Here is a 19,879-nt window from a genome sequence, read left to right as displayed (position 1 = left end):
GACTACGGCGCTCGGCCACACAACACCCGCCACGACTACGGCGCTCGGCCACACAACACCCGCCACGACTACGGCGCTCGGGCACGCAACGGCCGCCGCGGCTGGGGCGCTCGGCCACGCGGCGGTCGAACGCGCGACGGCGGTCGGCTCAGCCGACCCCGTATCGCGCCTCGGTCCCCGCGATCACCAGGGCCAGCCCGTCCTCGAAGTGCCGGTCGTAGTCCTCGAAGATCTCCGCGCCCGCCGCGGCCGACAGCGGGAAGTCGGCCATCCGGCGGGCGCGTTCGTCGACGTCGTAGCCCTCGCGGCGCTCGCCCGGCAGGGGCTGGACGCCCTGCTCCTCGGTGACGAAGCCGAGGGTGTACATGTACGCGGTCGTCGTCGCGCGGACCGCCTGGGCGAGGGTGAAGCCGGCCTCCGTCAAGAGGCGCAGGGTCCGCTCCATCTCGAAGGCGTGCAGGGTGCCGGTGAAACGGGAGCCGCTGAAGACCTTCGCGCCGTCGCGGTAGCTCAGCAGCGCGGCACGCAGTCCGCGGTTGGCCGTCAGGAGGCGCTCCTGCCAGGTGGCGTCGGGGGCGGGCGGCGCGTCCTCGACCATCCGGCGGTACATCTGCGTCGCCATCTCGTCCAGCAGCTCCTGCTTGTTCTTGAAGTGCCAGTAGAGCGCGGGTGCCTGGACGTTCAGCTCCTTGGCGATCGCCCGGAGCGTGAGGCCGTCGAGACCGACCTCGTTCAGCAGGCGCAGGGCGGTCTCGACGACCTGCTTCTTGTCCAGTTTGGGGGATCTCTGGGTAACCACGCTTGACAGTTTAACGCCGTTAAGGGCATGCTCGGCGGCATGGAACTTAACAGCGTTAAGGAGGCTGGCGTGGACACGGACGGAATCAGGAACACAGACGCGGTCGTGAACACCGACGTGCTCGTCGTCGGCGCAGGCCCCACAGGCCTCGCCCTCGCCGTCGACCTCGCACGGCGTGGGGTGGACGCCCTGGTCGTGGAACGGGCCGAGAGGCTGTTCCCCGGGTCGCGCGGCAAGGGCATCCAGCCGCGCACGATGGAGGTCTTCGACGACCTCGGCGTGCTGGACGCGATCCGCGCGGCGGGCGGCCCCTACCCGGTCGGGATGATCTGGCAGGACGGCAAGCGCCTGGGCGAGCACCAGATGTTCGACCCGGTCGAGACGAGCGGCGACTCGCCGTACGCCGAACCGTGGATGGTGCCGCAGTGGCGCACCCAGGAGATTCTGTTCGCGCGGCTGGCGGAACTCGGCGGGCGGGTCGCCTTCGGGCGGGAGGTCGTCGGTCTCACGCAGCACGAGGACGGCGTGACCGTGGAGTTCGCCTCCGGCGCCCCGGTCCGCGCGCGGTACGCCGTCGCCGCGGACGGCGGCCGCTCGACCGTGCGCCGCACCCTGGGGATCGGCATGACGGGAGAGACGGTCGACCCGAACCCGATGCTGGTGGCGGACGTCCGGATCACCGGCCTGGACCGCGACAACGTGCACGTCTTCCCGCCGCGCGGGGACGGCGACGGTTTCCTCGCGGTCTTCCCGCTGGCCGGCACGGAGGACTTCCAGGTCGTGGCCCAGTTCCCGGAGGGCACGGACGTCGACCTCTCCCTCGACGGCATCCGCAAGGTCGTCGCCGCGCGCTCGCACCTCTCCCCCGACGACGTGACCGAGGTGCGCTGGGCCTCGGACTTCCGGCCGCGGGCCGCGCTGGCGGACCGCTTCCGTGCGGGACGGGTGTTCCTCGCCGGGGACGCGGCGCACGTCCACTCGCCCGCCGGGGGCCAGGGCCTCAACACCAGCGTCCAGGACGCGTACAACCTGGGCTGGAAGCTCGGCGCGGTGCTGCGCGACGGGGCCCCCGAGTCCCTCCTCGACTCCTACGAGGAGGAGCGGCTGCCCAACGCCGCCGCCATGCTCGGCCTGACCACCCAGGTCCATCGGGGCGATGTCCGGCGCGGCGCGGCCACCCAGCAGCTCGGGCTCGGCTACCGGGGCCGCTCACTCGCGGTGGAGACCCGCGCGGGCCTGCCGGACGAGGCCTTGCACGCGGGCGACCGCGCCCCGGACGGCGTCCGCGCCGGCGTACGTCTCTTCGACGCGTTCCGGGGGCCGCACTGGACGCTGGTGACGGTCGCCACGGCCGAGGACCTGCCACCGCTCCCCGCTGTCCACACGGTGCGGATCCCCGCCTACGAGGCGTACGGGGCCGGGGTCTTCCTCGTCCGGCCCGACGGTTACGTCGGCTGGGCGGGCGCGACTGCGGAGGGACTGGCGGAGTACGCGACCCGCGTGGGCGTCGCCCAGGCGCCGGCGAGTCTTAGGCGCTGGCCAGCGTGAGCTTCACGGCGAAGCCCAGGAAGAGGGCGCCCGCGGCGGTCGTGGCGCCCGCGGAGAGCCGCTTGCGCCGACGGAAGGCCGCCGCCAGCCTCGTACCGCTGAATATCAGCGCGGTGAGGTAAAGGAAGCTCGCCAGCTGGGCGAAGGCGCCGAGGACGACGAAGGAGAGGGCCGGGTAGGCGTATCCCGGGTCCACGAACTGCACGAAGAAGGCGACGAAGAACAGGATCGCCTTGGGGTTGAACAGACTGACGACGAGCGCCCGCCGGAAGGGCCGCTCCTCGGTGGCGGTCACGGGCTCTTCGCTCTCCGCCGCCCGCTCCCGCCGCGTCCGCCACATCCCCCACGCGGCCCGCAGCATCCCGACCGCGAGCCATGTCAGATACCCGGCCCCCGCGTACTTCACGATCCCGAACAACACGGCGTTCGCCTGCAAGAGCGAAGCGACTCCGGCCGCCGACAGTGTCATGAGCACGGTGTCCCCGCACCAGACGCCCGCGGCTGCCGTGTACCCGGCACGGATGCCCCGGCGGGCCGCGACCGAGAGCACGTACAGCGAGTTCGGGCCGGGGAGCAGGACGATCAGGACCAGGCCTGCGAGATAGGTGGGGAGGTCGGTGACACCAAGCATGAGGTGGAGTGTCGCATAGGGGGGCGACACTCCACCTACGTGTATCGCCGGTCAGTCTTCGCCGTCGAGCAGGGTGTCCACGGAGAGCTCCAGGGTGACACCCACGGACTCCGGAACCGGCACGCTCTGGCCCCGCTTGTAACGCTGGGGCACAGGGTACTTCCCGTCGGCCGGGTCCTGGTAGAGGAGCACCTCGTCGTGCTTACGGTCGGCCACGACGTAGACGGGGACACCGGCCTCGGCGTAGCTCTCGACCTTGGGTCCGAGGTCGTCGGACCAGTTCGACGACGTCACTTCCACGACCAGGCGGAAAACGTTGGGGGCGTAGCAGTTCTTCTGGACGAGGGCGTCGCGGAAGTCCGCGTCGACGACGGAGAAATCGGGGATCGCGAAGTCGTCCGCCAAGGTGGGCAGCCACAGGCCGATGCCCTGGACATATCTGAGCCCGGCCTCACGTGCCCCTGCCCTGTCGAACGCTACGACCAGCCAGGACAACGACAGCGCGTGCGAGCCGTCCGGCGGCGGTGTCACAGTGAGCCTCCCCTGGAGAATCTCCACGCGGTGCCCAGGCAGTGCATGGGAGAGCAGGTCGGCGGCTTCGCCCAACGTCATCTCGTGTTGCAGTACAGCCACGGCATCCTCCTTTTCAGGGGTCACTCTTCATGAGCCTAACCGGGGGCGTTCCGCTTTCGCCCCTGATCACTCATACGGAGTAATTGCCCAGCTCAGAAGGCATCCGAAGGCACGTAAGTCCCCCAAACCTCCCGCAGCGAGTTGCACACCTCGCCCACCGTCGCGCGGGCGCGGAGGGCGTCCTTCATGGGGTAGAGGACGTTGTCCGTGCCCTCGGCCGCCTTCTTCAGGTCGGCCAGGGCGGCGTCGACCGCCGCCTGGTCGCGCTCCGCGCGGAGCTTGGCGAGGCGTTCGGCCTGCTGGGCCTCGATGGCCGGGTCGACGCGGAGGGGCTCGTAGGGCTCTTCCTCGTCGAGCTGGTAGCGGTTGACACCGACCACGACCCGCTCGCCGGAGTCGGTCTCCTGGGCGATGCGGTAGGCGCTGCGCTCGATCTCCGACTTCTGGAAGCCGTGCTCGATCGCGTTGACCGCGCCGCCCAAGTCCTCGACCTTGGCCATGAGTTCGACAGCGGCCTCCTCCACCTCGTCCGTCATCTTCTCGATGACGTACGAGCCCGCGAAGGGATCCACGGTGGCGGTGACATCGGTCTCGTACGCCAGGACCTGCTGCGTACGCAGGGCCAGGCGCGCGGACTTGTCGGTCGGCAGCGCGATCGCCTCGTCGAAGGAGTTCGTGTGCAGGGACTGCGTGCCGCCGAGCACCGCGGCCAGGCCCTGGACGGCGACGCGGACCAGATTCACCTCCGGCTGCTGTGCCGTCAGCTGCACGCCCGCCGTCTGCGTGTGGAAGCGCAGCATCAGGGACTTGGGGTTCTTCGCGCCGAACTCGTCCTTCATCACCCGGGCCCAGATCCGGCGCGCGGCACGGAACTTGGCGACCTCCTCCAGGATCGTCGTACGGGCGACGAAGAAGAAGGAGAGACGGGGGGCGAAGTCGTCCACGTCCATGCCGGCCGCGACCGCCGTACGGACGTACTCGATGCCGTCGGCGAGTGTGAACGCGATCTCCTGCGCGGGCGACGCGCCCGCCTCCGCCATGTGGTAGCCCGAGATCGAGATCGTGTTCCACTTCGGGATCTCGGCCTTGCAGTACTTGAAGATGTCCGCGATCAGGCGCAGGGAGGGCTTCGGCGGGAAGATGTACGTCCCGCGCGCGATGTACTCCTTGAGCACGTCGTTCTGGATCGTGCCCGTCAGCTGGTCGGCCGGCACTCCCTGCTCCTCGCCGACCAGCTGGTACATCAGCAGGAGCAGCGCGGCGGGCGCGTTGATCGTCATCGACGTGGAGACCTTGTCCAGCGGGATCCCGCCGAACAGGATCCGCATGTCCTCGACCGAGTCGATCGCCACGCCCACCTTGCCGACCTCACCGTGCGCGATGGCGGCGTCCGAGTCGTGACCCATCTGGGTCGGCAGGTCGAAGGCGACCGACAGACCCATCGTGCCGTTGGCGATCAGCTGCTTGTAGCGGGCGTTCGACTCCACGGCCGTACCAAAACCGGCGTACTGCCGCATCGTCCACGGACGGCCCGTGTACATCGACGGGTACACGCCACGGGTGAAGGGGTACGAACCCGGCGCGCCCAGCTTCTCGGCGGGGTCCCAGCCCTCCAGAGTCTCCGGCCCGTACACCGGTTCGATGGGCAGACCGGACTCGGATTCGCGCGCCATGTGCTGTGCCTCCCGCTGATGCTACTTGCTAGTAGGACCCGACCCTCGCGACGGACTGTAGCGGCGGCCGTGCGCCCGGTGGAGTGCCCCACGCTGGGACCTTCCTCACAGACCGGTTCACGGACCTGTTTCAGTCTCGCTCTCCACCATGCCGCCTAGTTCGCAACCGGTCACGCGCGGGGAGCATCTCAGGTGACACATCGGCGAAACGGGGGTCCGGATGCGTACGACAGGTATGACGAAAGGCATGAAGAGATCGCTGGCCGCCGTCGCGGCTCTCGTCGCGGTGAGCGGCTGTACGGCCGAGGCCGTGGGCGCGCACGGAAAGACGCCGCCGCCCGCGCGGACCGGCCCTGCGGCCAAGCACCCACGGACGCCGACATCCACGTCCACCTCGACGCCCCAGGACGGCAAGCCGGACGCCCCCGCCGCCAAGGTCCTGTGGTCCCGCGGCGACAAGGGCACCGACATCCGGGAGGTCCAGGCCCGGCTGCACCAGGTCGCCTGGCTCATCACCGCGCCGACAGGGACGTACGACGCCCCGACGGTCGACGCGGTGAAGGGCTTCCAGGGCAAACGGGGGTTGCCGCGCACCGGCGAACTGGACTCCGTCACCTGGGAGCGGCTGCGGAGGATGACGCACAAGCCGGCCGACTGGGAGCTGTACCCCTACGGCGGGCAGCCGGCCGCGCGGCCGGACCCGCGCTGCATGACAGGCCGCGTGTTGTGCATCAGCAAGACGAGCCGCACCCTGCGCTGGATGATCGACGGGAGGACGGTCTCGACCGTGGACGTGCGGTTCGGCTCGCAGTACACGCCGACCCGCGAAGGTGTGTTCAGCGTCTACTTCAAGTCGCGTTACCACGTGTCGACGATCTACCACACGTCCATGCCCTACGCGATGTTCTTCAGCGGCGGCCAAGCGGTCCATTACTCCTCGGACTTCGCGGCCCGCGGCTACTACGGCGCCTCGCACGGCTGCGTCAACGTCCGGGACGAGGGGAAGATCGCGGCGCTGTTCGCGCAGGTCCGCAACGGGGACAAGGTCGTCGTCTACTGGTGACCGACCCGGCGGGAGAGCGGAGAAGGAGAGTGGGGCGCGGGCGGGACCGGGGGAACGTGTCCCGCCCGCGCCAATTGCACAGAGCCAAGGTACGGGGGGAACCCCGGCTCCGTGCGACGGCCGATGACCAGTCGGCTCACCCATTACTGCGCCACGGCGGCCGAAAACGTCACACCCGCGCCGAAGAAAATCCAAAGAAGTACGAAACCGCAGGTCAGCGGGGTGCCATGCGGTTCGGTGGCTGATGGGCTGAGCGGCTGAGCGGCGGGGCGGGCTCGCGGAGCTGTAGGCGGTCGAGCTCATGGCTGAGTAGCCGGTCGGGCTCGCGGCCGGTCGGGCTCATGACTGAGTAGCCGGTCGGGCTCGCGGCTCATTGGCCGGTGGGACTCGTCGCTCCGTGGGCGACGAGACGCGCGACTCAGTTGCCGCCGAGAAGAGTCAGCACGCTGTACGTCGGGGACGGCGCCGGAGTCGTGATGGTCTTCCTCGGCAGCAGCGGGCTCAGGGCCGGGTCCGAGGGCGACGGGGTGAGGATGCCGCCGCTGTCATGGTGGTCGCTGCCGCCCGGCAGTATGTGATTGCCGTCGTCGTCACCACCCTGGTCGCCATGGTCCGAGCCCTTGTTGTCGTCGCCGTCGTCGCCGCCGTTGCGGCCCTCGCCGGAACTGCCGTCCAGCCGGCCCAGAATGCCGGTGCAGTACGTCCTCACCCGGCCACTGCCGCCCGCGGCGTCCTCCAGGGCACGCCTGCGGCCCGCGTCCAGATCCTTGCCGTCGAGGACATCACGGCAGGACGAGCGGGTACGCCTCCACCATTCGCGGGTGCTGCCGGATTTCCCTGTGCTGTCCGAGCGCGGCTGCCCGCTCGCGGCGCCACCGGCCGCCTCATCGTTCGACGAACCCTCGCCGGACGGGCCGCTCGTGGTGCCGTCGGGCGTCGGCGCCTGGGAGCCGCCGTTCCCCGAGGCCCCGGGGGACGGCGAGACGAGCGGTCGGTCCGGTGTCCCGGCGGCCGTGACCGAGGCGGCGGGGGCCGGTCGCTCATTACTGAACGGAGTCGGCAGCGCTCCGGTTCCGGCCGCTACGGCGACCCCGCCGAGCATGCCGGCGGCCAGCGCCGCGGCGAGTCCGAAGCGGGTGGGGCGTCCCCAACGGGCCCGGCGACGGCTCCCGGCGGCGTGTCCGAGACGTACCAGACCGGCGTCGGAAGCATGGGCCGCCGGGTGCGCGAGGCCACGGCGTCCGACCTGGGCGACGTCGCCGTTCCCGTCCGTGCGCGCCTTGCGGAACGCGGCCAACGCGGCGGCCTCGCCGGGGAGTTCGGCGCTGCTCAGCGCGGGTTCGGCGGCCAGCGCACCGAGCGCGTCGGCGAGTCGGTCCGCCTGCTCGCGGGTGTCGGCGTCGACGGCTTCCAGCGGCTCTCCGCGCAGCAAACGCTCCGCGGCATCGCGGTCCAGCCACCTGTACTGCTCGTCGGCCATCACATGTCCTTCTGCGTCCGCGAACGCATATGCGTCACACCGGCGGACGTCACCGCGCGTGTGCGCGATCCTCTTTGTGGGGGGACGGCGCCGAGTGCGCCGGCGGATTCCGGATCCTCGCCGAGCAGCTCCGCGAGCCGTTTCAGACCGCGGTGCGCCGCCGTGCGGACGGCGCCGGGGCGCTTGCCGAGGGTCTCGGCGGCGGTCTTCGCGTCGAGGCCGACGACGACACGCAGCACGACGGCCTCCGCCTGGTCCTGCGGGAGCTGGGCGATGAGCGAGAGGGTGCTGTCGGTGGCCAGCGACTCGATGGCCTCGCCCGCGGTGTCCGACTCGGCGGCCTTGCCGGTCAGTTCGGTCTCGTCGCCGCCGATCGCGGGGCGCCGCCCGCGCATTCGTATGTGGTCCAGCGCGCGGTTGCGGGCGATCCGGGCCGCCCACCCGCGGAACCGGTCCGCGTCGCCGCTGAACCGCTCCAGGTCCCGGGCGATCTGCAGCCAGGCCTCGGACGTGACGTCCTCCGCGTCCGGGTCGCCGACCAGCGTCCGTACATATCCGAGCAGCCGTGGGTGCACCGCGCGGTACACAGTCCGGAACGCGGTCTCGTCCCCGTCCTGTGCCGCAAGCACCGCGGCGGTCAGCTCCGCGTCGTCCCCCAGCACCGCACTCCCTCTGCGCCTGAACCGGCACCGCTCTCGCGGACGTGGTTGCTCGCCATCGTGGTCGTTCAATTGATGGTTGCGGTCGTGGGTCCTTCGTTGGTCCGGCCCTGGTCCGCGCCGCGGCGCGAAAGGCACGTTACGGCGTGAAACCGCTCCCCGTCCATGTTCGTACAGCATGCAACTACCTCGTGACGGAGCGAGGTGTGACACAAAACGCAGCCGCGGCGCTGTAGAGAGTACGGGCCGCCGCGCGGCCCGTGCCGCGCGACGGCCGGGGCCTCTCCTGTGGGGGGTGGCGGCCCCGGCCGTTGCCATCGGCGAGGGCGGAAGGGTGCGCGTGGGCGCGCCGAAGGATCGCTGACGAGACTTGTGAAGGTTCGCCGAGTCTCGTGAAAGTTCCTGGATCCGGTTCTACGGGTCCACAAATCTACTGCTTGCCCCTGGACTTCGTCGGCTTGGGCACCGGTGACGACGCCGAGGTGGCCGCGGAAGTGGCGGTCGGGCTCGGCGTGCTGTCCGCCTTCTTCGTGTTCGTGTCCGCCGGCTCGGTGGCCTCGGCCAACTGCTCGGCGCAGTAAGCCGCGACGTTCTCCTCGCCGCCCGCTGCGGTGATGAGCCGCTGCCAGGCCGTCGAGTTCAGCGCATTGCCCCGGCCCTTGACCGATTCGTACGCGCGGCAGTGGGCCTCGGTGTCCTGGGCCTGGGAGGGGTGGGCGGAAGGGTCTGCCTGCGGGGAGGCAGCGGGGGCGGCGGAACCGGAAACCGCGGGCTCCGTGGACTCGGAGGCGGACCGGTCCGGGGCACTGCTCGACGGCCGGGTCCCGCTCCTGCCCCGGTCGTCCGTGTCGTCGTCCGACGACGAACCGATGGCCGCGACGGCGACCCCGCCCAGCGTCACACTCGCCAGCAGCACGGCGAACGTGGCCTTCAGCGAGCGGCTCACCCGCCGCTGCTCGCGCGGTCGCCAGTCGTCCCGCCGCCGGGTACGCGCGGCGTGCGCGCCCTCGTCCCGCGCGGCACGGAAAGCGGCTACTGCCTGCGCCTCCGCCTGGGCGTCGTTCGCGCGGCCGCGCATGGCGGCGGCGAGCAGCACTTCCAGCGCGGGTACGTCCGAAGCGGGCGCCTGGGGGGACGAGGTCCGGGGAGCCGGGGTCCGGGAATCCGGCGTCCGCGGAAGCTTCTGGGCGGGCTCTTCACTCAAGGGACCGGAACTCGCCGGGTGCGCGACCCGACGGTCGGGGGATCCGCCGTCGCTGTGTCGTTCACCCATGTCCGGTTCCATTTCCCTCTCTGCCCGACGGCGTCCTGCCGTTCGGAGACTTCTTGCCGTTCATCCCGACTCCCCCAGCGTCTGGGGTCGCTCATCCGTCACACCCTCGGCGCCGAGCTGGCGCGCGAGCCGCTTCAGGCCGCGGTGGGCGGCGGTGCGCACCGCGCCCGGGCGCTTGCCCAGCACCCGCGCCGCCGCCGGCCCGTCGAGGCCGACCACGACCCGCAGCAGCACGGCCTCGGCCTGGTCGCGCGGCAGCCGCGAGACCAGCTCCAGGGCGTACTCCGTGGAGAGGGTCTCCAGCGCCTCGTCGTGCGTGCTGTGCCTGCCGGGCAGCTCCAGGACGTCCTGTTCGATCGTGGTCCCCCGGGGCCGTACCTTCAGCCGCCGCAGATGGTCCAGCGCCCGGTGCCGGGCGATGGTCGCGGTCCAGCCGCGGAACCCGGCGCCGTCCCCGCGGAACCGTCCCAGATCCCGCGCTATCTCCAGCCACGCGTCGGACGCCACGTCCTCCGCGTCGTCGCCGACGATTCCGCGCAGATATCCGAGCAGTCCGGGCTGCACGATCCGGTACGCGACCGCGAAGGCGGCCTCGTCCCCGTCCTGCGCCCGCGCGACGGCCACGCCCAGTTCCCCGTCGTACGCCTGCACGCGGCGGGATTCCCCTCCCTGGCCCAACACTGTCCTATTTCGTACCGAGTTCGCCCGAAATCACACCGTCCAGCGCGACTGACCGCATCCGAACGCCCCCATGGTCATCAGCGTCAGAGCTCACAGAAGTGTCACAGCGTCAGGCGCATCAATGGCCTCGCACGCCTCCTTCACACCTCACGCGCCCTCGCGACCGCGTTCACGCGTCGCTCAGGCGGAGCGTCCCTCGAAAGCCACCTGCCGGGCCGCCTGTCGGGCCGCGCGCCCGTGCAGCTGCAGATAGAACATCCGCAGGGACTCCCGCTCCCCCGCGTCGTAACGCTTCACGACCTTGCCGAGCGGATTCCACACGCGTCCGTCCGCCATCCGTACGCCGACGGGCTGGCCGAACAGTTCCCGCTGGTCGGCGTCGAACTCGACCCACTGCGCCCCGGCGCGCCGCACGAGCACCTCGCCGGTGTAGGCACCGAGCCCGAACAGCACCTGCTGTACGTCGGCGCGCTCGGACTTCCCCTTCCGCAGCCCGTCGACGATGAAGTCGACGACCCGCAGGCTGTTCACGGAGTAGTCCAGTGGCAGTCGGTTCCGCGCCGTCACCTGCCGCACGAACTGTGCCGCGTGCCGCCGCATCCACACCTCGGCCGGCGTCCGCTCCTCCATGGCTCCCCGCCCCTTGTCCCCATGTCCACATGACCCCGTACATCCGGGGCACACGCCCGGGGCGTGGTCACGTCCCGGTCCACCAGACCCAGCGGGACGAGGACGCCGAACATCACGCGTGACGCGCGTGACGAACGTCATGGGGTGAGGTTCTCGGTGTCGTACAACCATTCGCTCCGCTCGGGCGTCGCGGAGCGCTCAGGAACCATCTCGGCTCTGCCGGCCGGGCGATCAACCGATGGCGATCCGAGGATGCGCGCCCGGCTTGATCCAGGCCATGATCCGGTCCATCGTCGCGCGCGGCACGGAGACGCAACCGGCCGTCGCTCCCTGCCCGTTGACGTGCAGGAAGATCCCGGCGCCGCGACCGGGCGTCGCCGGCCAGCGATTGAAGTTGATGACGAGCGCCTTGGCGTACTGGGTCGGGTAGTTGACGAGGTGCTCGCTGCCCCGGTCGCCGGTCTCGGTGAGCGGGAAGTCGGCGCCCTCCGCGGTGTGCATGGAGTTGTAGTACTTCGACTCCGGGTCCTCCACCCACCAGTGGCTCGAGTTGACCCGCGTGTACGGCATGCTCGTCCCGCCCGCCTCGACCCCGAACCCCTCGGTGATCGTGTAGGTCCCGGCGGGCGTGGTGTACGTGCTCTGCCTCCTCGTGGCCCCGTCGACGACGCCGTTGGAGCCGACCCGCCCGGCACCGTCGGACAGGACCGCCTTCCAGCCGGAATTGCCCTTGGCCCAGGCGGTCACGGTCGCGTACGAGCCGTTCGACTTGACGGTGATGAGCTGGGTCGAGTCGCCGGGGCTGACCGGCACGGGGAAGTTCGGGGCGGCGGCTGCCGCGCCGGTCGACCCCGTTCCCGTCCCGGTGCCGGTACCCGTACCGGCGCTGCCCGCCGTGGTGCGGGAGGCGCCGGCCGACGACCCGGACGTACCGGCGGAAGGCTTCGGGGACTTGGAGACAGAGGCGGAGGCCGAGGCGGACGGAGACGTGGAGGCACTGGCCGAGCGGCTCGGCTCGGCGGACGAGCCGACCCCGTCCGCCTTCACGGTCTCGGAGCCGGACGCGCCCTCCCCGCGATCGTCCTGACCTCCTTGGTGACCACAAGCGGACACCAAGACCATCACGCCGGCCGTTGCCGCGGCCACGGCAACAGCGGAGAACTTACGCATACGGGACGAGGGCAGCACGAAATGACCCTTCGAGTGAGGGGGAACCAGGGCACGGCCGATGAGTGCTCGGCGGAATCGGCCCGGTTATATAGCAGGCCCGCGAGGGGATGCGAGCGCGGGAACCTTTCGGGCACACGTTCACTTTGATGGACGAATCACCCTCGCCGACCACCGTCCCTGACCGAGTGGCTGAACGGCACCTTGGAACCGTGGGCGTTGCCGCCGCTCGCTCCCGAGATCACCCCGTACCGAGGTCACGCCGCGTGTAACTGTTCCGGGCGTCGGCGCGCTGGGAGAGACGTGATCATCGATGTGACGTACGGGGAGGACTGGGACGCCGCGTCCCGTACGGTTCTCGGCCCGATGAGCAGACAGCGGGCCTCGGACCGGGACGCGACGGGCGAGCCGTACGCCGTGGTGCTGCGCGAGGAGGGCCGCCCGCAGCCCGTCGCCGTACTGCACATCGCCTGGGCGCACGGCTACTTCGGCGTCTGGGCGTACGACGAACGGGGCCGGCGCACCCGCGAGTTCGATCTGCGGCGCCTGGAGCCCGAGCGCCTCTTCCTGCGGCACGTCGCGCGGTGGCGGTACGACACGGAGGACATGCCGGAGTTCGCGGAGCAGGCGGGACGGATCCGGGTCGACCTCTACCCGGACGGTCGCGGCCGCAAGGTGTCCGAACCGCAGGGAAGCGGGGGCGGCTCGCTGCACACCCTGGCCGACATGCCGGAGGAACAGCGCTGGGTACCAGCACCCGAGTTCGGCGCCTGGGAGTGGACGGTGGCTCTCGTGACGGACGGGCAGTTCCCGGACGCCCTCCGGGAGGCGCCCGAGACGAACCCGACGCCCCTCGCCACCGCGAACTGGCAGCCGCCCAGCCCCTTGCGCCCCCGCCACGTCGACGAGATGTTCGCGCCCGGCACGCGCTTCTCACCGCCGTACGAGGGCGATGCGGGCCCGTACGCCGTCGAGCGCATCATCGACGCCGGTGTGCTGCGCCTCCCGACAGGCCAGGTCATCGCCTGCGACCCACACTGGGTCACTCCCGGCAAGCCCTTCACCGTCGCCGTGCGCCCCGGTGACTACTCGACGCAGATCGCGACCGCGTCCTACGCGAGCGAGTACGAGGGCACACCGCTCCACATGGAGGACTACACCGCGGCACGCGTCCTCATCTCCGAAAAGCCCACGGTGGAGTGGGAGTTGGCCCTGCGTCCCGACGAGGACCCGCGCACCCTGAGGGACGGCGAGTTCTACGGCTTCGGCGTGGACAGCGGCACCGGCTGCTTCGTCGACGCGGCGGCGGCTCCGCGGCTCATCGGCCGCGGGAACACCCTCGCCCGGGACGCCGATCCCGACGGCATCCTCGTCCTCCAGGACCCGGAGTCCGACGGCAACCTCATCGCCTACCCGAGCGGCATGGGCGACGGCACCTACCCGGTGTGGATCGGGCGCGACGCGGAGGGCGAGGTCACCTGCTTGGTCGCCGACATGCTGATCCTGAGCCACCAGGAACTGCTGAGCGACTGACGACCGGACCAGCAACTCACTGCTGGAGCGGGGCACGCACTGCTGCCGCGCCCCGCACGGCCGCCGCCACGGACGCGACCGCCGGGGAGCTCCCCGTTTCCGTTGCCTCTGCACGGCGGCAGCCTCGGCACAGCACCTCGTCCGCCACGGGGCGGAACAGGAGCGCCTGAAGACCAGCGAAGCCTCCGGAACACCTTCTCGCGCGAGGAACTCACGACTCCCCGCGTGGGAGACGTCCGCCAACCGGTCCGTCCCCCATCGAATCCGATGAATCGAACCCACCCGGATTCCTCCCTTGAGGCGGCGTGCAATTGCGGTCGGCCGATGTGCCGTGGGTATGACGGTCGCCGAGTGGGCGAGAGGGACTGGACGCCCGGTGCCGGCTTCCCGCATCGAGGAGCCTGCACGCCGTGATCGCCGCGACCAGGAACGCGGCGCTCGCCAGGAGCAGCGTCGCCTCGTAGTACGAGCCTGAGGCCCAACGAGCGACCATGTACGCCGCACCGGCACCGACCAGCGAGGCGCCGCCGAGCTGCGCCACCAGTCTGAAGGCGCGCCGGTACGGGCGAGGATCCTGCACCGTCGACGCGTCCCGCAGGGCGTACAGGCCGGCCACCGCCAGGGTCAACGAGCCTGCGCCAGCGGCCAATGCGGGCGTACCGAAGGTGACGCCGTACCGGATCGCGAGTGCGGGAACGAAGAAGAGGGCCAGCCAGCGGTACACGGCCTGCCCCACCAAGGTGACCGCGGGCCCCGGCCCGGGAAGGTGGGCCGGAAGTCGGGCAGCCGCCGGCCGGAGTACGCCCAGAGCGCCAACGCCCGCCAGCGCCAGCGGAGTTCGCTCTGGCAGCCTGCCCAGGTTGTAGAGCAACGCCGTGTCGTACACGACGAGGACCAGCACCCCGAGAGCTCCCAGTGAGCCGATGAAGAGCAGAAGGCGCACGGCGGTCAGTGGCCGGGCGTCGGCGGAGTCATGGGCCGCCATGCGGGCGATGAGCAGGGGTGTGAGCACGGCGGAGACGGCTCGGATCGCGATGTCGTCGGCCGTGTAGGGGTTGCGCAGGTCCCATTCGACGACGCAGAACACGATCGTGTACGACACCGAGGCGAGCGGCAGCAGCGCGGACCGGGCGATCCGCCGGTACAGGCCCGGGTCCAGCCAGCGCGCCACCGTGGCGAAGGCCAGCAGGACGAAGGGGAGTTCGAGGAACGCCTGCACCCGCAACACCGAGGGGGCGAGGAGTTCCGGTGCGGGAAAGTCGCGGGCGAGCAAACGCAGCACCGGATTGTGCGTGGCCAGGTCGAACCACCCGGCGGGCATATAAGGCGCGATGAACGACACGTCGCCGTCGTGCACGCGCAGCACGTACACCGTGAACAGCGCCTGGTTGACGTAGATCAGGCCGGTCACGAGTGCCAGTGCCACGAGCGGGGAGACGGAGCGGCCCGCCCCCCTGACAGGATCGGGAAGGCGGGCCAGAGCACGCGGGGTCAGCGCGAGGGCCGCTACGACCGACGCGAGAACCGCGGCGTCCACGAGCACCTTCACAGCCATCAGCCGCCGATGTACACCATTCCCGAGCACATGCAGGATTGCTCCAGTCGTCAGTTCTGGTTCACGGGCCAGACTGCCGCCGGATCGCAGTGGGCCGGGCAGGCCTGCAGATAGACCTCGTTGCCGAGGAACAGGAGGTAGGTGTCGGCGTGGATGGTGTAGGGCTGCTCCGGCAAGCCGGGGTGGACGTCGAAAGACCAGCCCTCCGGCACCTGGCAGAGGTACACCAGATCGGCGCCGCACGCGCACCGGTAGTACTCGGGGAACTGCGCCCAGGACGGCGTACCGCCCACCTTGAACCCGGGGGCTCCTCGCCCGTGCCCGTCGAGGGTGTCCGCCAGAGGCCGCAGCGTCAACGGCAGGGCGCGCACGGACGGTTCGCGATTCCGCGTCGGCCGCGTCGCGTGACGCTGCAGCAGCACACGCCAGAACGGACGCGGGTAGGGCGGCTGCGGAGCGTCCCAGTACGCGGGCACGAGCCGGCCGTCGTCGGTCATCTCAGGTTCGGACGCGTCGTTGTGAGCACGGCAGTGGAAGACCAACAGGTGGTCTCCACCGAACGGCTCCACGTTCGGCGGTATGTCGAACTGGAAGAACAGCGCCAGCCGCTCACCGCAGAAACACTCGGGCCACTCCTCGCCGTCGTCGAGAAAGGGCCAGCCCCCCACCGAGTTCCGCGCGGGCCGGTCCAGCGGCTCGGCTCCGACGTCGATCGCGTAGCCAGGCAGCACCGCCCGCATCTCGCTCACTTCATTCTCGAACATCCGCTCACCTCAAGGTTGCTGTGGCAGTAGCTCCGCCTGGCCGAGGATCAGCATGTCCGCCACGAAGCACGTGACGTCGCCGTCCGCGTCCCGGCCGATCCACACGGGGTAGGAGCCGTCGCCCCGGCCGCTCGGGCAGGCGATCAGGTTGGTGCCGGTGGCCGGGTCGTCCACGGTCGCGATGCCGTTGTCGTCCTCGTCCTGCGTGCCCGCGACCTGGCCGTCCCGGAACCGCCGGCCGAGCTTCTCGGCCCTGGTCGCGTCGACGAAGGCGCCGGTGCCCGCGTCCACTCCCGAGCACGGCCCCGCGCCCGGCATCCCACCCTTCGCCGTACGCGACGTCGACGATCTCGCCGCCGCTGCCGTTCTCACTCATCAGGCTGCTTCCCTTGCCGCTGCGGCGCCGGAGGGCAGGGCCACGCTTCCGGTGAACACGCCACGGTTGTCGGCCCGTACCTCCTGGCTCACCGTGATGTCACCGCCCTGGTACGGGATGAGAAACGTGTACGCATAGCGGTGCGAGGTGAGCCGGTAGCCATGGGCCGCGTCCAGGTCCCAGGTCTCGGTGAGGCTCTTGAGCGTGATCTGGCCGTCGGTCGCCGTCACCCCGGCGTCACGCAACTGAGCCAGCGCCGGCTCCACCTCCCGCACCGCCCGCTTCAGCGCGGGACGACTACGGGCCGCCGACAACTGCCAGCCGGAAGCGGTGACCTGAAGCCGCACGTCAGCCCCGCCCGCCCCGGTACGACTCACCTTCGCGCTCTTGGCGTACGCCCCGAACGCGTCCAGCTCCGCCACGGGATCCTCGACATCATTGGCGATGTCACGATCGGACAGCGGCCCCTTCTTCCACGCCTCGCCGCCCTCCTTGACGTAACCGGTGCCGCCGACGACGTACACCACCTCCGCCTTGCGGACCCCCTTGCCGGTGGTGATAGTGCCGTTCTGCTGGAGCGCCTCAGGGGCGGTGGTGCGGCGCACGGTCGCGGCGAACGTGGCGCTGGACGGCGCCTGCCCCCGCATGACGGCGGACTCACTGCCGCGCAGGGCGAACGTCCACCCCTTCTCGGCATCCATGGCCTGCCGGGCCCGGGCGACGAACTGGGCGGCCGTTCTCGGCTTCGGCGCGGACGGAGGCCGCGATGTCCTCTTCGGCTCTGGCTGGGCCTGCGCTGTCCGCGAGGACCCGTGACTCCCCGACGACTTCCGGCTGCCGTCCTTCGGGGAACACCCGGCTACGGTCACGGCAGTCGCGACCAGGGCGACGACGACGGTACGGCGCCCACGCGCGCTGAAACGTATTCCGGACGGCACGAAGCAACCCTTCGGCAGGTTCGACAGGGACGGGGAGTGCGATGGCGGCCCGGTTATACAACAGTCGCGCGGCGGGATACGAGCACGGGAACCTTCCGGACGAATCGCCCGATCGCCCTCGGGATCGAACGGCCGTTGTCACGCGCCCGTCGTCGACGCGTTCAAGAGCAGTGCCCTGCCCCGCGCTTGAACCGGTCGGCAGGGCGGCGAGTCAGGCCTGCCGGTCGGGGCTCCACGCGTAGGTCATGGGCCCTGTCTCCACAACCTCGCTGGGCCAGGTTCGCCGGACCTGCTCAAGGCGCTGAAGGTGCTCGTCGACCCAGTTCTCCTCCGGTCGGATCCGCAGCATCGTGGTGAGGCGGTCTGGATCGTGGAGGGATACGGCCAAGGAGCGATCGTCGAGCATGTGGAGAATGAGTTCCAGTCCGCGCTCCCTGCCGATCCTCGCATCCTTCCCGGGCGCCAGACCGGTCAAGGCGTGCTGCCAGGCATCGAGATCCCGCTGGAAGACATAGACATCAAGGCGGGCGTCGACGAAGTCCGCCGATGCGAACACGTCGGCCCGAAGGGTGTCGTGACCGGGCAGCACACCGGGCTTGGAGCGCCCGGTGACGCGGACGATGCAGCGGTTGCCGTCCGCATCCTCCAGGTGGATCAGGTCGGCTGTGCCTGGTTCCGTCACTGCGGGCCTCGCTCTCTCGTCATGGTCGGCATGCATCCCTCAGAACGTGATTCCCGGAGCCGGCGTGAAAAACGGCTCGGGCACCAAGGCGGCGATGGAGAAGGGCTCGAACTCCGGGTCCGCCACCACCCGGTAGATGAACTCGGGTGTGGACATGTCCAACTGCCGCCACGCCCGGTACCCCCGCCCTCGTGTCACGATGGGCCACTCATCCGCCGGCTTCCCGTTGGCCAGCCAGTGATACTCGCACTCGTTCTGGCCGAAGCCCCACGGAATCAGTCCCACATGACCGGGCCGATAGATCCGATACGGCGTGTACAACGGGTCGTCCCCCTCGGCAGGAGCATCAGCACTGAAACCCTGCCAGGTGGTGGCGAGATCGAAGGCTCCCCCAGGAGCGACGGAAAGGATCTGCAGGAAGTCGGAGAAGAGAGTGCGCGTCAGATTCTCTGTACAACTCCCGTGCGGCGGCGCCTGACGGTCGTGGCGACGGCTGCCGCGATCAGGCCCACGGCGGCCGTCGCCGCGCCCACCCACATCCACAGGCGATCGGGGGAGGGAACACTCGCGTGGTCCACCGCCATGCCGACGACGGCAGAGCGGGCGATGGTTCCGCTGTTCTCAGAGAGGTGGGCGCGTGAGTCCGCCGCAGCCACACGGTGGTCGCCGAGGAGGAAGAGCCGGCTCTCGGGCACGGTGACCTCCACGGGAGGGGCGAAATAGGGGCCGCTCTTGAAGAGGTACGGCTCCCGCAGGATCTTGCCGTTGACCTTCACCCTCCCGGGCTCGTCGATGACGACCTGATCGCCGCCGACAGCTATCACCCGCATCATGAAGACGCTGTCGGCGCCCCAGTCACGTGCAGAGAACAGGACCACGTCACCGCGCCGGACGCCCGAACCGTCGATGGGCTTCACCGGGACGTCGCTCCCCTCGGGATACGTCGGTTCCATCGCCCCGCTCTGCTGGTGCCACGTCCGGTAGCCCGCCGTCTCGCCCCCGGTCACCAGGATGCTGACCACCGCGAGCACCATGCCGACCACCATGACCCCCAACGCCACCACCAACGGCACGCGACTGCCCGCACGGCGCGCCACCGGCGGCTGTGGCCACCCGTAGTGCGCGGCGGCCGGTTGCTGAGACCCGTACGCCTGCGGCCCCCACCCGTCCATCACAGCAAATCCCTCATATCGATGCTGGTCGAAACGCCGGAGTTGGCGTTTCCATTGCCCTCACGCACTCCCCGGAAGCTGAGGAAGCGGCTGAAAGTACGGCTCGGGAAAGATGCCGGCCACGGAATACGGGCGGAATTCCCGATCGGTCAGGACTCGCACGACGAACTCTCCGGTCGAGATGTCGAAATGATCCCAGTCGGAATCCGTGAACCTGGCGAAGATCGGCCACTTGTCTGGATCTCCGGAATCCGCCAGCCAATGGAATTCGCATTCCGTCTGGGTGACACCCCAGGGAATCAGGCCTGCGGGCCGGTCCCGTTCGAAGATCTGGTACGGCGCGAACAAGGGATGCGGCCGCTCCGGGACCTCCCTGTCGGCCGCTGCGTCGACACACGCGCGCCACTGCTTCAGGATATCGGGACCCGGACCCTCATTCACGCAAAAGACGTCCAGGTATTCCGAGAACTCGCCGGGCCCGAACGACTCGCACAACCGCTTGTAGTCACTCGGCAGGGCCACCCCGAGTTCACCCTCGACCCGCGCCCAGTTCATCGGCAGATCAAGGGGCTGCCAGCGAACGGCGGAGAGCAGCTGATCAATCCACACGGTCACTCCTCAG

The 19,879-nt window shown here is 70.2% G+C and carries 21 protein-coding genes; 4 read left to right on the top strand and 17 right to left on the bottom strand.

The genetic code is table 11. The features are described from left to right. Positions 1 to 148 precede the first annotated feature (148 nt). Positions 149 to 799: a TetR/AcrR family transcriptional regulator C-terminal domain-containing protein gene (locus AB5J53_RS30165; RefSeq protein ID WP_369248764.1), complete on the bottom strand. Its 651-nt coding sequence runs from the start codon at positions 797 to 799 to the stop codon at positions 149 to 151. A gap of 105 nt (positions 800 to 904) precedes the next feature. Here AB5J53_RS30165 and AB5J53_RS30160 point away from each other — a divergent pair, with 105 nt between their 5' ends. Next, positions 905 to 2,347 (top strand): FAD-dependent oxidoreductase, encoded by a 1,443-nt coding sequence (locus AB5J53_RS30160; RefSeq protein ID WP_369252561.1) that lies wholly within the window; start codon positions 905 to 907, stop codon positions 2,345 to 2,347. On the opposite strand, the gene leuE is transcribed toward AB5J53_RS30160, so the two are convergent. The 3 genes from leuE to AB5J53_RS30145 form a co-directional block, all read right to left on the bottom strand. Then, positions 2,328 to 2,978: a leucine efflux protein LeuE gene (leuE, locus tag AB5J53_RS30155; protein ID WP_369248763.1), complete on the bottom strand. Its 651-nt coding sequence runs from the start codon at positions 2,976 to 2,978 to the stop codon at positions 2,328 to 2,330. The two genes, AB5J53_RS30160 and leuE, sit on opposite strands and share 20 nt — an antisense overlap. A gap of 51 nt (positions 2,979 to 3,029) precedes the next feature. Beyond that, the gene (locus AB5J53_RS30150) at positions 3,030 to 3,611 is read right to left on the bottom strand and encodes a Uma2 family endonuclease (protein WP_369248762.1); all 582 of its coding nucleotides are present in this window, start codon (positions 3,609 to 3,611) and stop codon (positions 3,030 to 3,032) included. A gap of 92 nt (positions 3,612 to 3,703) precedes the next feature. Continuing rightward, the gene (locus tag AB5J53_RS30145) at positions 3,704 to 5,284 is read right to left on the bottom strand and encodes a methylmalonyl-CoA mutase (RefSeq protein WP_369248761.1); all 1,581 of its coding nucleotides are present in this window, start codon (positions 5,282 to 5,284) and stop codon (positions 3,704 to 3,706) included. A 247-nt stretch (positions 5,285 to 5,531) separates the two neighbouring features. Between AB5J53_RS30145 and AB5J53_RS30140 the strand changes: the two genes are divergently transcribed. Beyond that, a complete protein-coding gene (locus AB5J53_RS30140; protein ID WP_369248760.1) occupies positions 5,532 to 6,347 on the top strand; it encodes a L,D-transpeptidase family protein in 816 nt (271 codons plus the stop codon). 418 nt (positions 6,348 to 6,765) lie between these two features. Here AB5J53_RS30140 and AB5J53_RS30135 read toward each other — a convergent pair whose 3' ends face one another. The 6 genes from AB5J53_RS30135 to AB5J53_RS30110 all read right to left on the bottom strand — a co-directional run bounded on the left by AB5J53_RS30135 (position 6,766) and on the right by AB5J53_RS30110 (position 11,883). Next, positions 6,766 to 7,827 (bottom strand): hypothetical protein, encoded by a 1,062-nt coding sequence (locus tag AB5J53_RS30135; RefSeq protein ID WP_369248759.1) that lies wholly within the window; start codon positions 7,825 to 7,827, stop codon positions 6,766 to 6,768. Beyond that, positions 7,827 to 8,489 (bottom strand): RNA polymerase sigma factor, encoded by a 663-nt coding sequence (locus AB5J53_RS30130; RefSeq protein ID WP_369248758.1) that lies wholly within the window; start codon positions 8,487 to 8,489, stop codon positions 7,827 to 7,829. The genes AB5J53_RS30135 and AB5J53_RS30130 overlap by 1 nt, the downstream gene beginning before the upstream one ends. 427 nt (positions 8,490 to 8,916) lie before the next feature. Further along, entirely contained in the window at positions 8,917 to 9,759 is an 843-nt protein-coding gene (locus AB5J53_RS30125) for a hypothetical protein (RefSeq protein ID WP_369248757.1), read from the bottom strand. A gap of 60 nt (positions 9,760 to 9,819) precedes the next feature. Then, complete coding sequence (locus AB5J53_RS30120; RefSeq protein ID WP_369252559.1) at positions 9,820 to 10,437, bottom strand: RNA polymerase sigma factor; 618 nt, start codon at positions 10,435 to 10,437, stop codon at positions 9,820 to 9,822. 183 nt (positions 10,438 to 10,620) lie between these two features. Continuing rightward, positions 10,621 to 11,070, bottom strand: a complete 450-nt coding sequence (locus tag AB5J53_RS30115) for a hypothetical protein (protein WP_369248756.1) — start codon at positions 11,068 to 11,070, stop codon at positions 10,621 to 10,623. Positions 11,071 to 11,301: 231 nt separating this feature from the next. Next, the gene (locus AB5J53_RS30110) at positions 11,302 to 11,883 is read right to left on the bottom strand and encodes a L,D-transpeptidase (RefSeq protein ID WP_369248755.1); all 582 of its coding nucleotides are present in this window, start codon (positions 11,881 to 11,883) and stop codon (positions 11,302 to 11,304) included. Here AB5J53_RS30110 and AB5J53_RS30105 point away from each other — a divergent pair. Both AB5J53_RS30105 and AB5J53_RS30100 read left to right on the top strand, forming a co-directional pair. Beyond that, entirely contained in the window at positions 11,849 to 12,157 is a 309-nt protein-coding gene (locus tag AB5J53_RS30105) for a hypothetical protein (RefSeq protein WP_369248754.1), read from the top strand. The two genes, AB5J53_RS30110 and AB5J53_RS30105, sit on opposite strands and share 35 nt — an antisense overlap. Before the next feature lie 383 nt (positions 12,158 to 12,540). Beyond that, entirely contained in the window at positions 12,541 to 13,770 is a 1,230-nt protein-coding gene (locus AB5J53_RS30100) for a DUF4241 domain-containing protein (RefSeq protein WP_369248753.1), read from the top strand. A 211-nt stretch (positions 13,771 to 13,981) separates the two neighbouring features. Here the strand turns inward: AB5J53_RS30100 and AB5J53_RS30095 are convergent, their stop codons facing one another. The 7 genes from AB5J53_RS30095 to AB5J53_RS30065 form a co-directional block, all read right to left on the bottom strand. Next, on the bottom strand, positions 13,982 to 15,325 hold the full coding sequence (locus AB5J53_RS30095) for a hypothetical protein (protein ID WP_369248752.1): 1,344 nt from the start codon (positions 15,323 to 15,325) through the stop codon (positions 13,982 to 13,984). 50 nt (positions 15,326 to 15,375) lie between these two features. Continuing rightward, complete coding sequence (locus AB5J53_RS30090) at positions 15,376 to 16,089, bottom strand: hypothetical protein (protein ID WP_369248751.1); 714 nt, start codon at positions 16,087 to 16,089, stop codon at positions 15,376 to 15,378. 9 nt (positions 16,090 to 16,098) lie between these two features. After that, positions 16,099 to 16,461, bottom strand: coding sequence for a DUF4241 domain-containing protein (locus AB5J53_RS30085; RefSeq protein WP_369248750.1), 363 nt, complete (start codon positions 16,459 to 16,461; stop codon positions 16,099 to 16,101). Positions 16,462 to 16,464: 3 nt separating this feature from the next. Beyond that, on the bottom strand, positions 16,465 to 17,166 hold the full coding sequence (locus AB5J53_RS30080) for a hypothetical protein (protein ID WP_369248749.1): 702 nt from the start codon (positions 17,164 to 17,166) through the stop codon (positions 16,465 to 16,467). A 448-nt stretch (positions 17,167 to 17,614) separates the two neighbouring features. Then, complete coding sequence (locus tag AB5J53_RS30075) at positions 17,615 to 18,085, bottom strand: DUF5959 family protein (protein ID WP_369248748.1); 471 nt, start codon at positions 18,083 to 18,085, stop codon at positions 17,615 to 17,617. Between the two features lie 440 nt (positions 18,086 to 18,525). Beyond that, positions 18,526 to 19,257, bottom strand: coding sequence for a signal peptidase I (lepB, locus tag AB5J53_RS30070; RefSeq protein ID WP_369248747.1), 732 nt, complete (start codon positions 19,255 to 19,257; stop codon positions 18,526 to 18,528). 60 nt (positions 19,258 to 19,317) lie between these two features. Further along, positions 19,318 to 19,866, bottom strand: a complete 549-nt coding sequence (locus AB5J53_RS30065; RefSeq protein ID WP_369248746.1) for a hypothetical protein — start codon at positions 19,864 to 19,866, stop codon at positions 19,318 to 19,320. Positions 19,867 to 19,879: the final 13 nt, after the last annotated feature.

Origin of the sequence: Streptomyces sp. R41, assembly GCF_041053055.1 — a bacterium.
Classification (GTDB): Bacteria; Actinomycetota; Actinomycetes; order Streptomycetales; family Streptomycetaceae; genus Streptomyces.
This window is presented reverse-complemented; position numbering and strand designations above follow the sequence as displayed.

Excerpts from the sequence above, each read along its gene's own strand:
- AB5J53_RS30115 (WP_369248756.1), bottom strand. The coding sequence starts at position 11,070 with ATGGAGGAGCGGACGCCGGCCGAGGTGTGGATGCGGCGGCACGCGGCA.
- AB5J53_RS30145 (WP_369248761.1), bottom strand. The coding sequence starts at position 5,284 with ATGGCGCGCGAATCCGAGTCCGGTCTGCCCATCGAACCGGTGTACGGG.
- leuE (WP_369248763.1), bottom strand. The coding sequence starts at position 2,978 with ATGCTTGGTGTCACCGACCTCCCCACCTATCTCGCAGGCCTGGTCCTG.
- AB5J53_RS30080 (WP_369248749.1), bottom strand. The coding sequence starts at position 17,166 with ATGGATGCCGAGAAGGGGTGGACGTTCGCCCTGCGCGGCAGTGAGTCC.
- AB5J53_RS30125 (WP_369248757.1), bottom strand. The coding sequence starts at position 9,759 with ATGGGTGAACGACACAGCGACGGCGGATCCCCCGACCGTCGGGTCGCG.
- AB5J53_RS30105 (WP_369248754.1), top strand. The coding sequence starts at position 11,849 with ATGAGCTGGGTCGAGTCGCCGGGGCTGACCGGCACGGGGAAGTTCGGG.
- AB5J53_RS30090 (WP_369248751.1), bottom strand. The coding sequence starts at position 16,089 with ATGTTCGAGAATGAAGTGAGCGAGATGCGGGCGGTGCTGCCTGGCTAC.
- AB5J53_RS30095 (WP_369248752.1), bottom strand. The coding sequence starts at position 15,325 with ATGGCTGTGAAGGTGCTCGTGGACGCCGCGGTTCTCGCGTCGGTCGTA.
- AB5J53_RS30135 (WP_369248759.1), bottom strand. The coding sequence starts at position 7,827 with ATGGCCGACGAGCAGTACAGGTGGCTGGACCGCGATGCCGCGGAGCGT.
- lepB (WP_369248747.1), bottom strand. The coding sequence starts at position 19,257 with ATGGACGGGTGGGGGCCGCAGGCGTACGGGTCTCAGCAACCGGCCGCC.
- AB5J53_RS30140 (WP_369248760.1), top strand. The coding sequence starts at position 5,532 with ATGAAGAGATCGCTGGCCGCCGTCGCGGCTCTCGTCGCGGTGAGCGGC.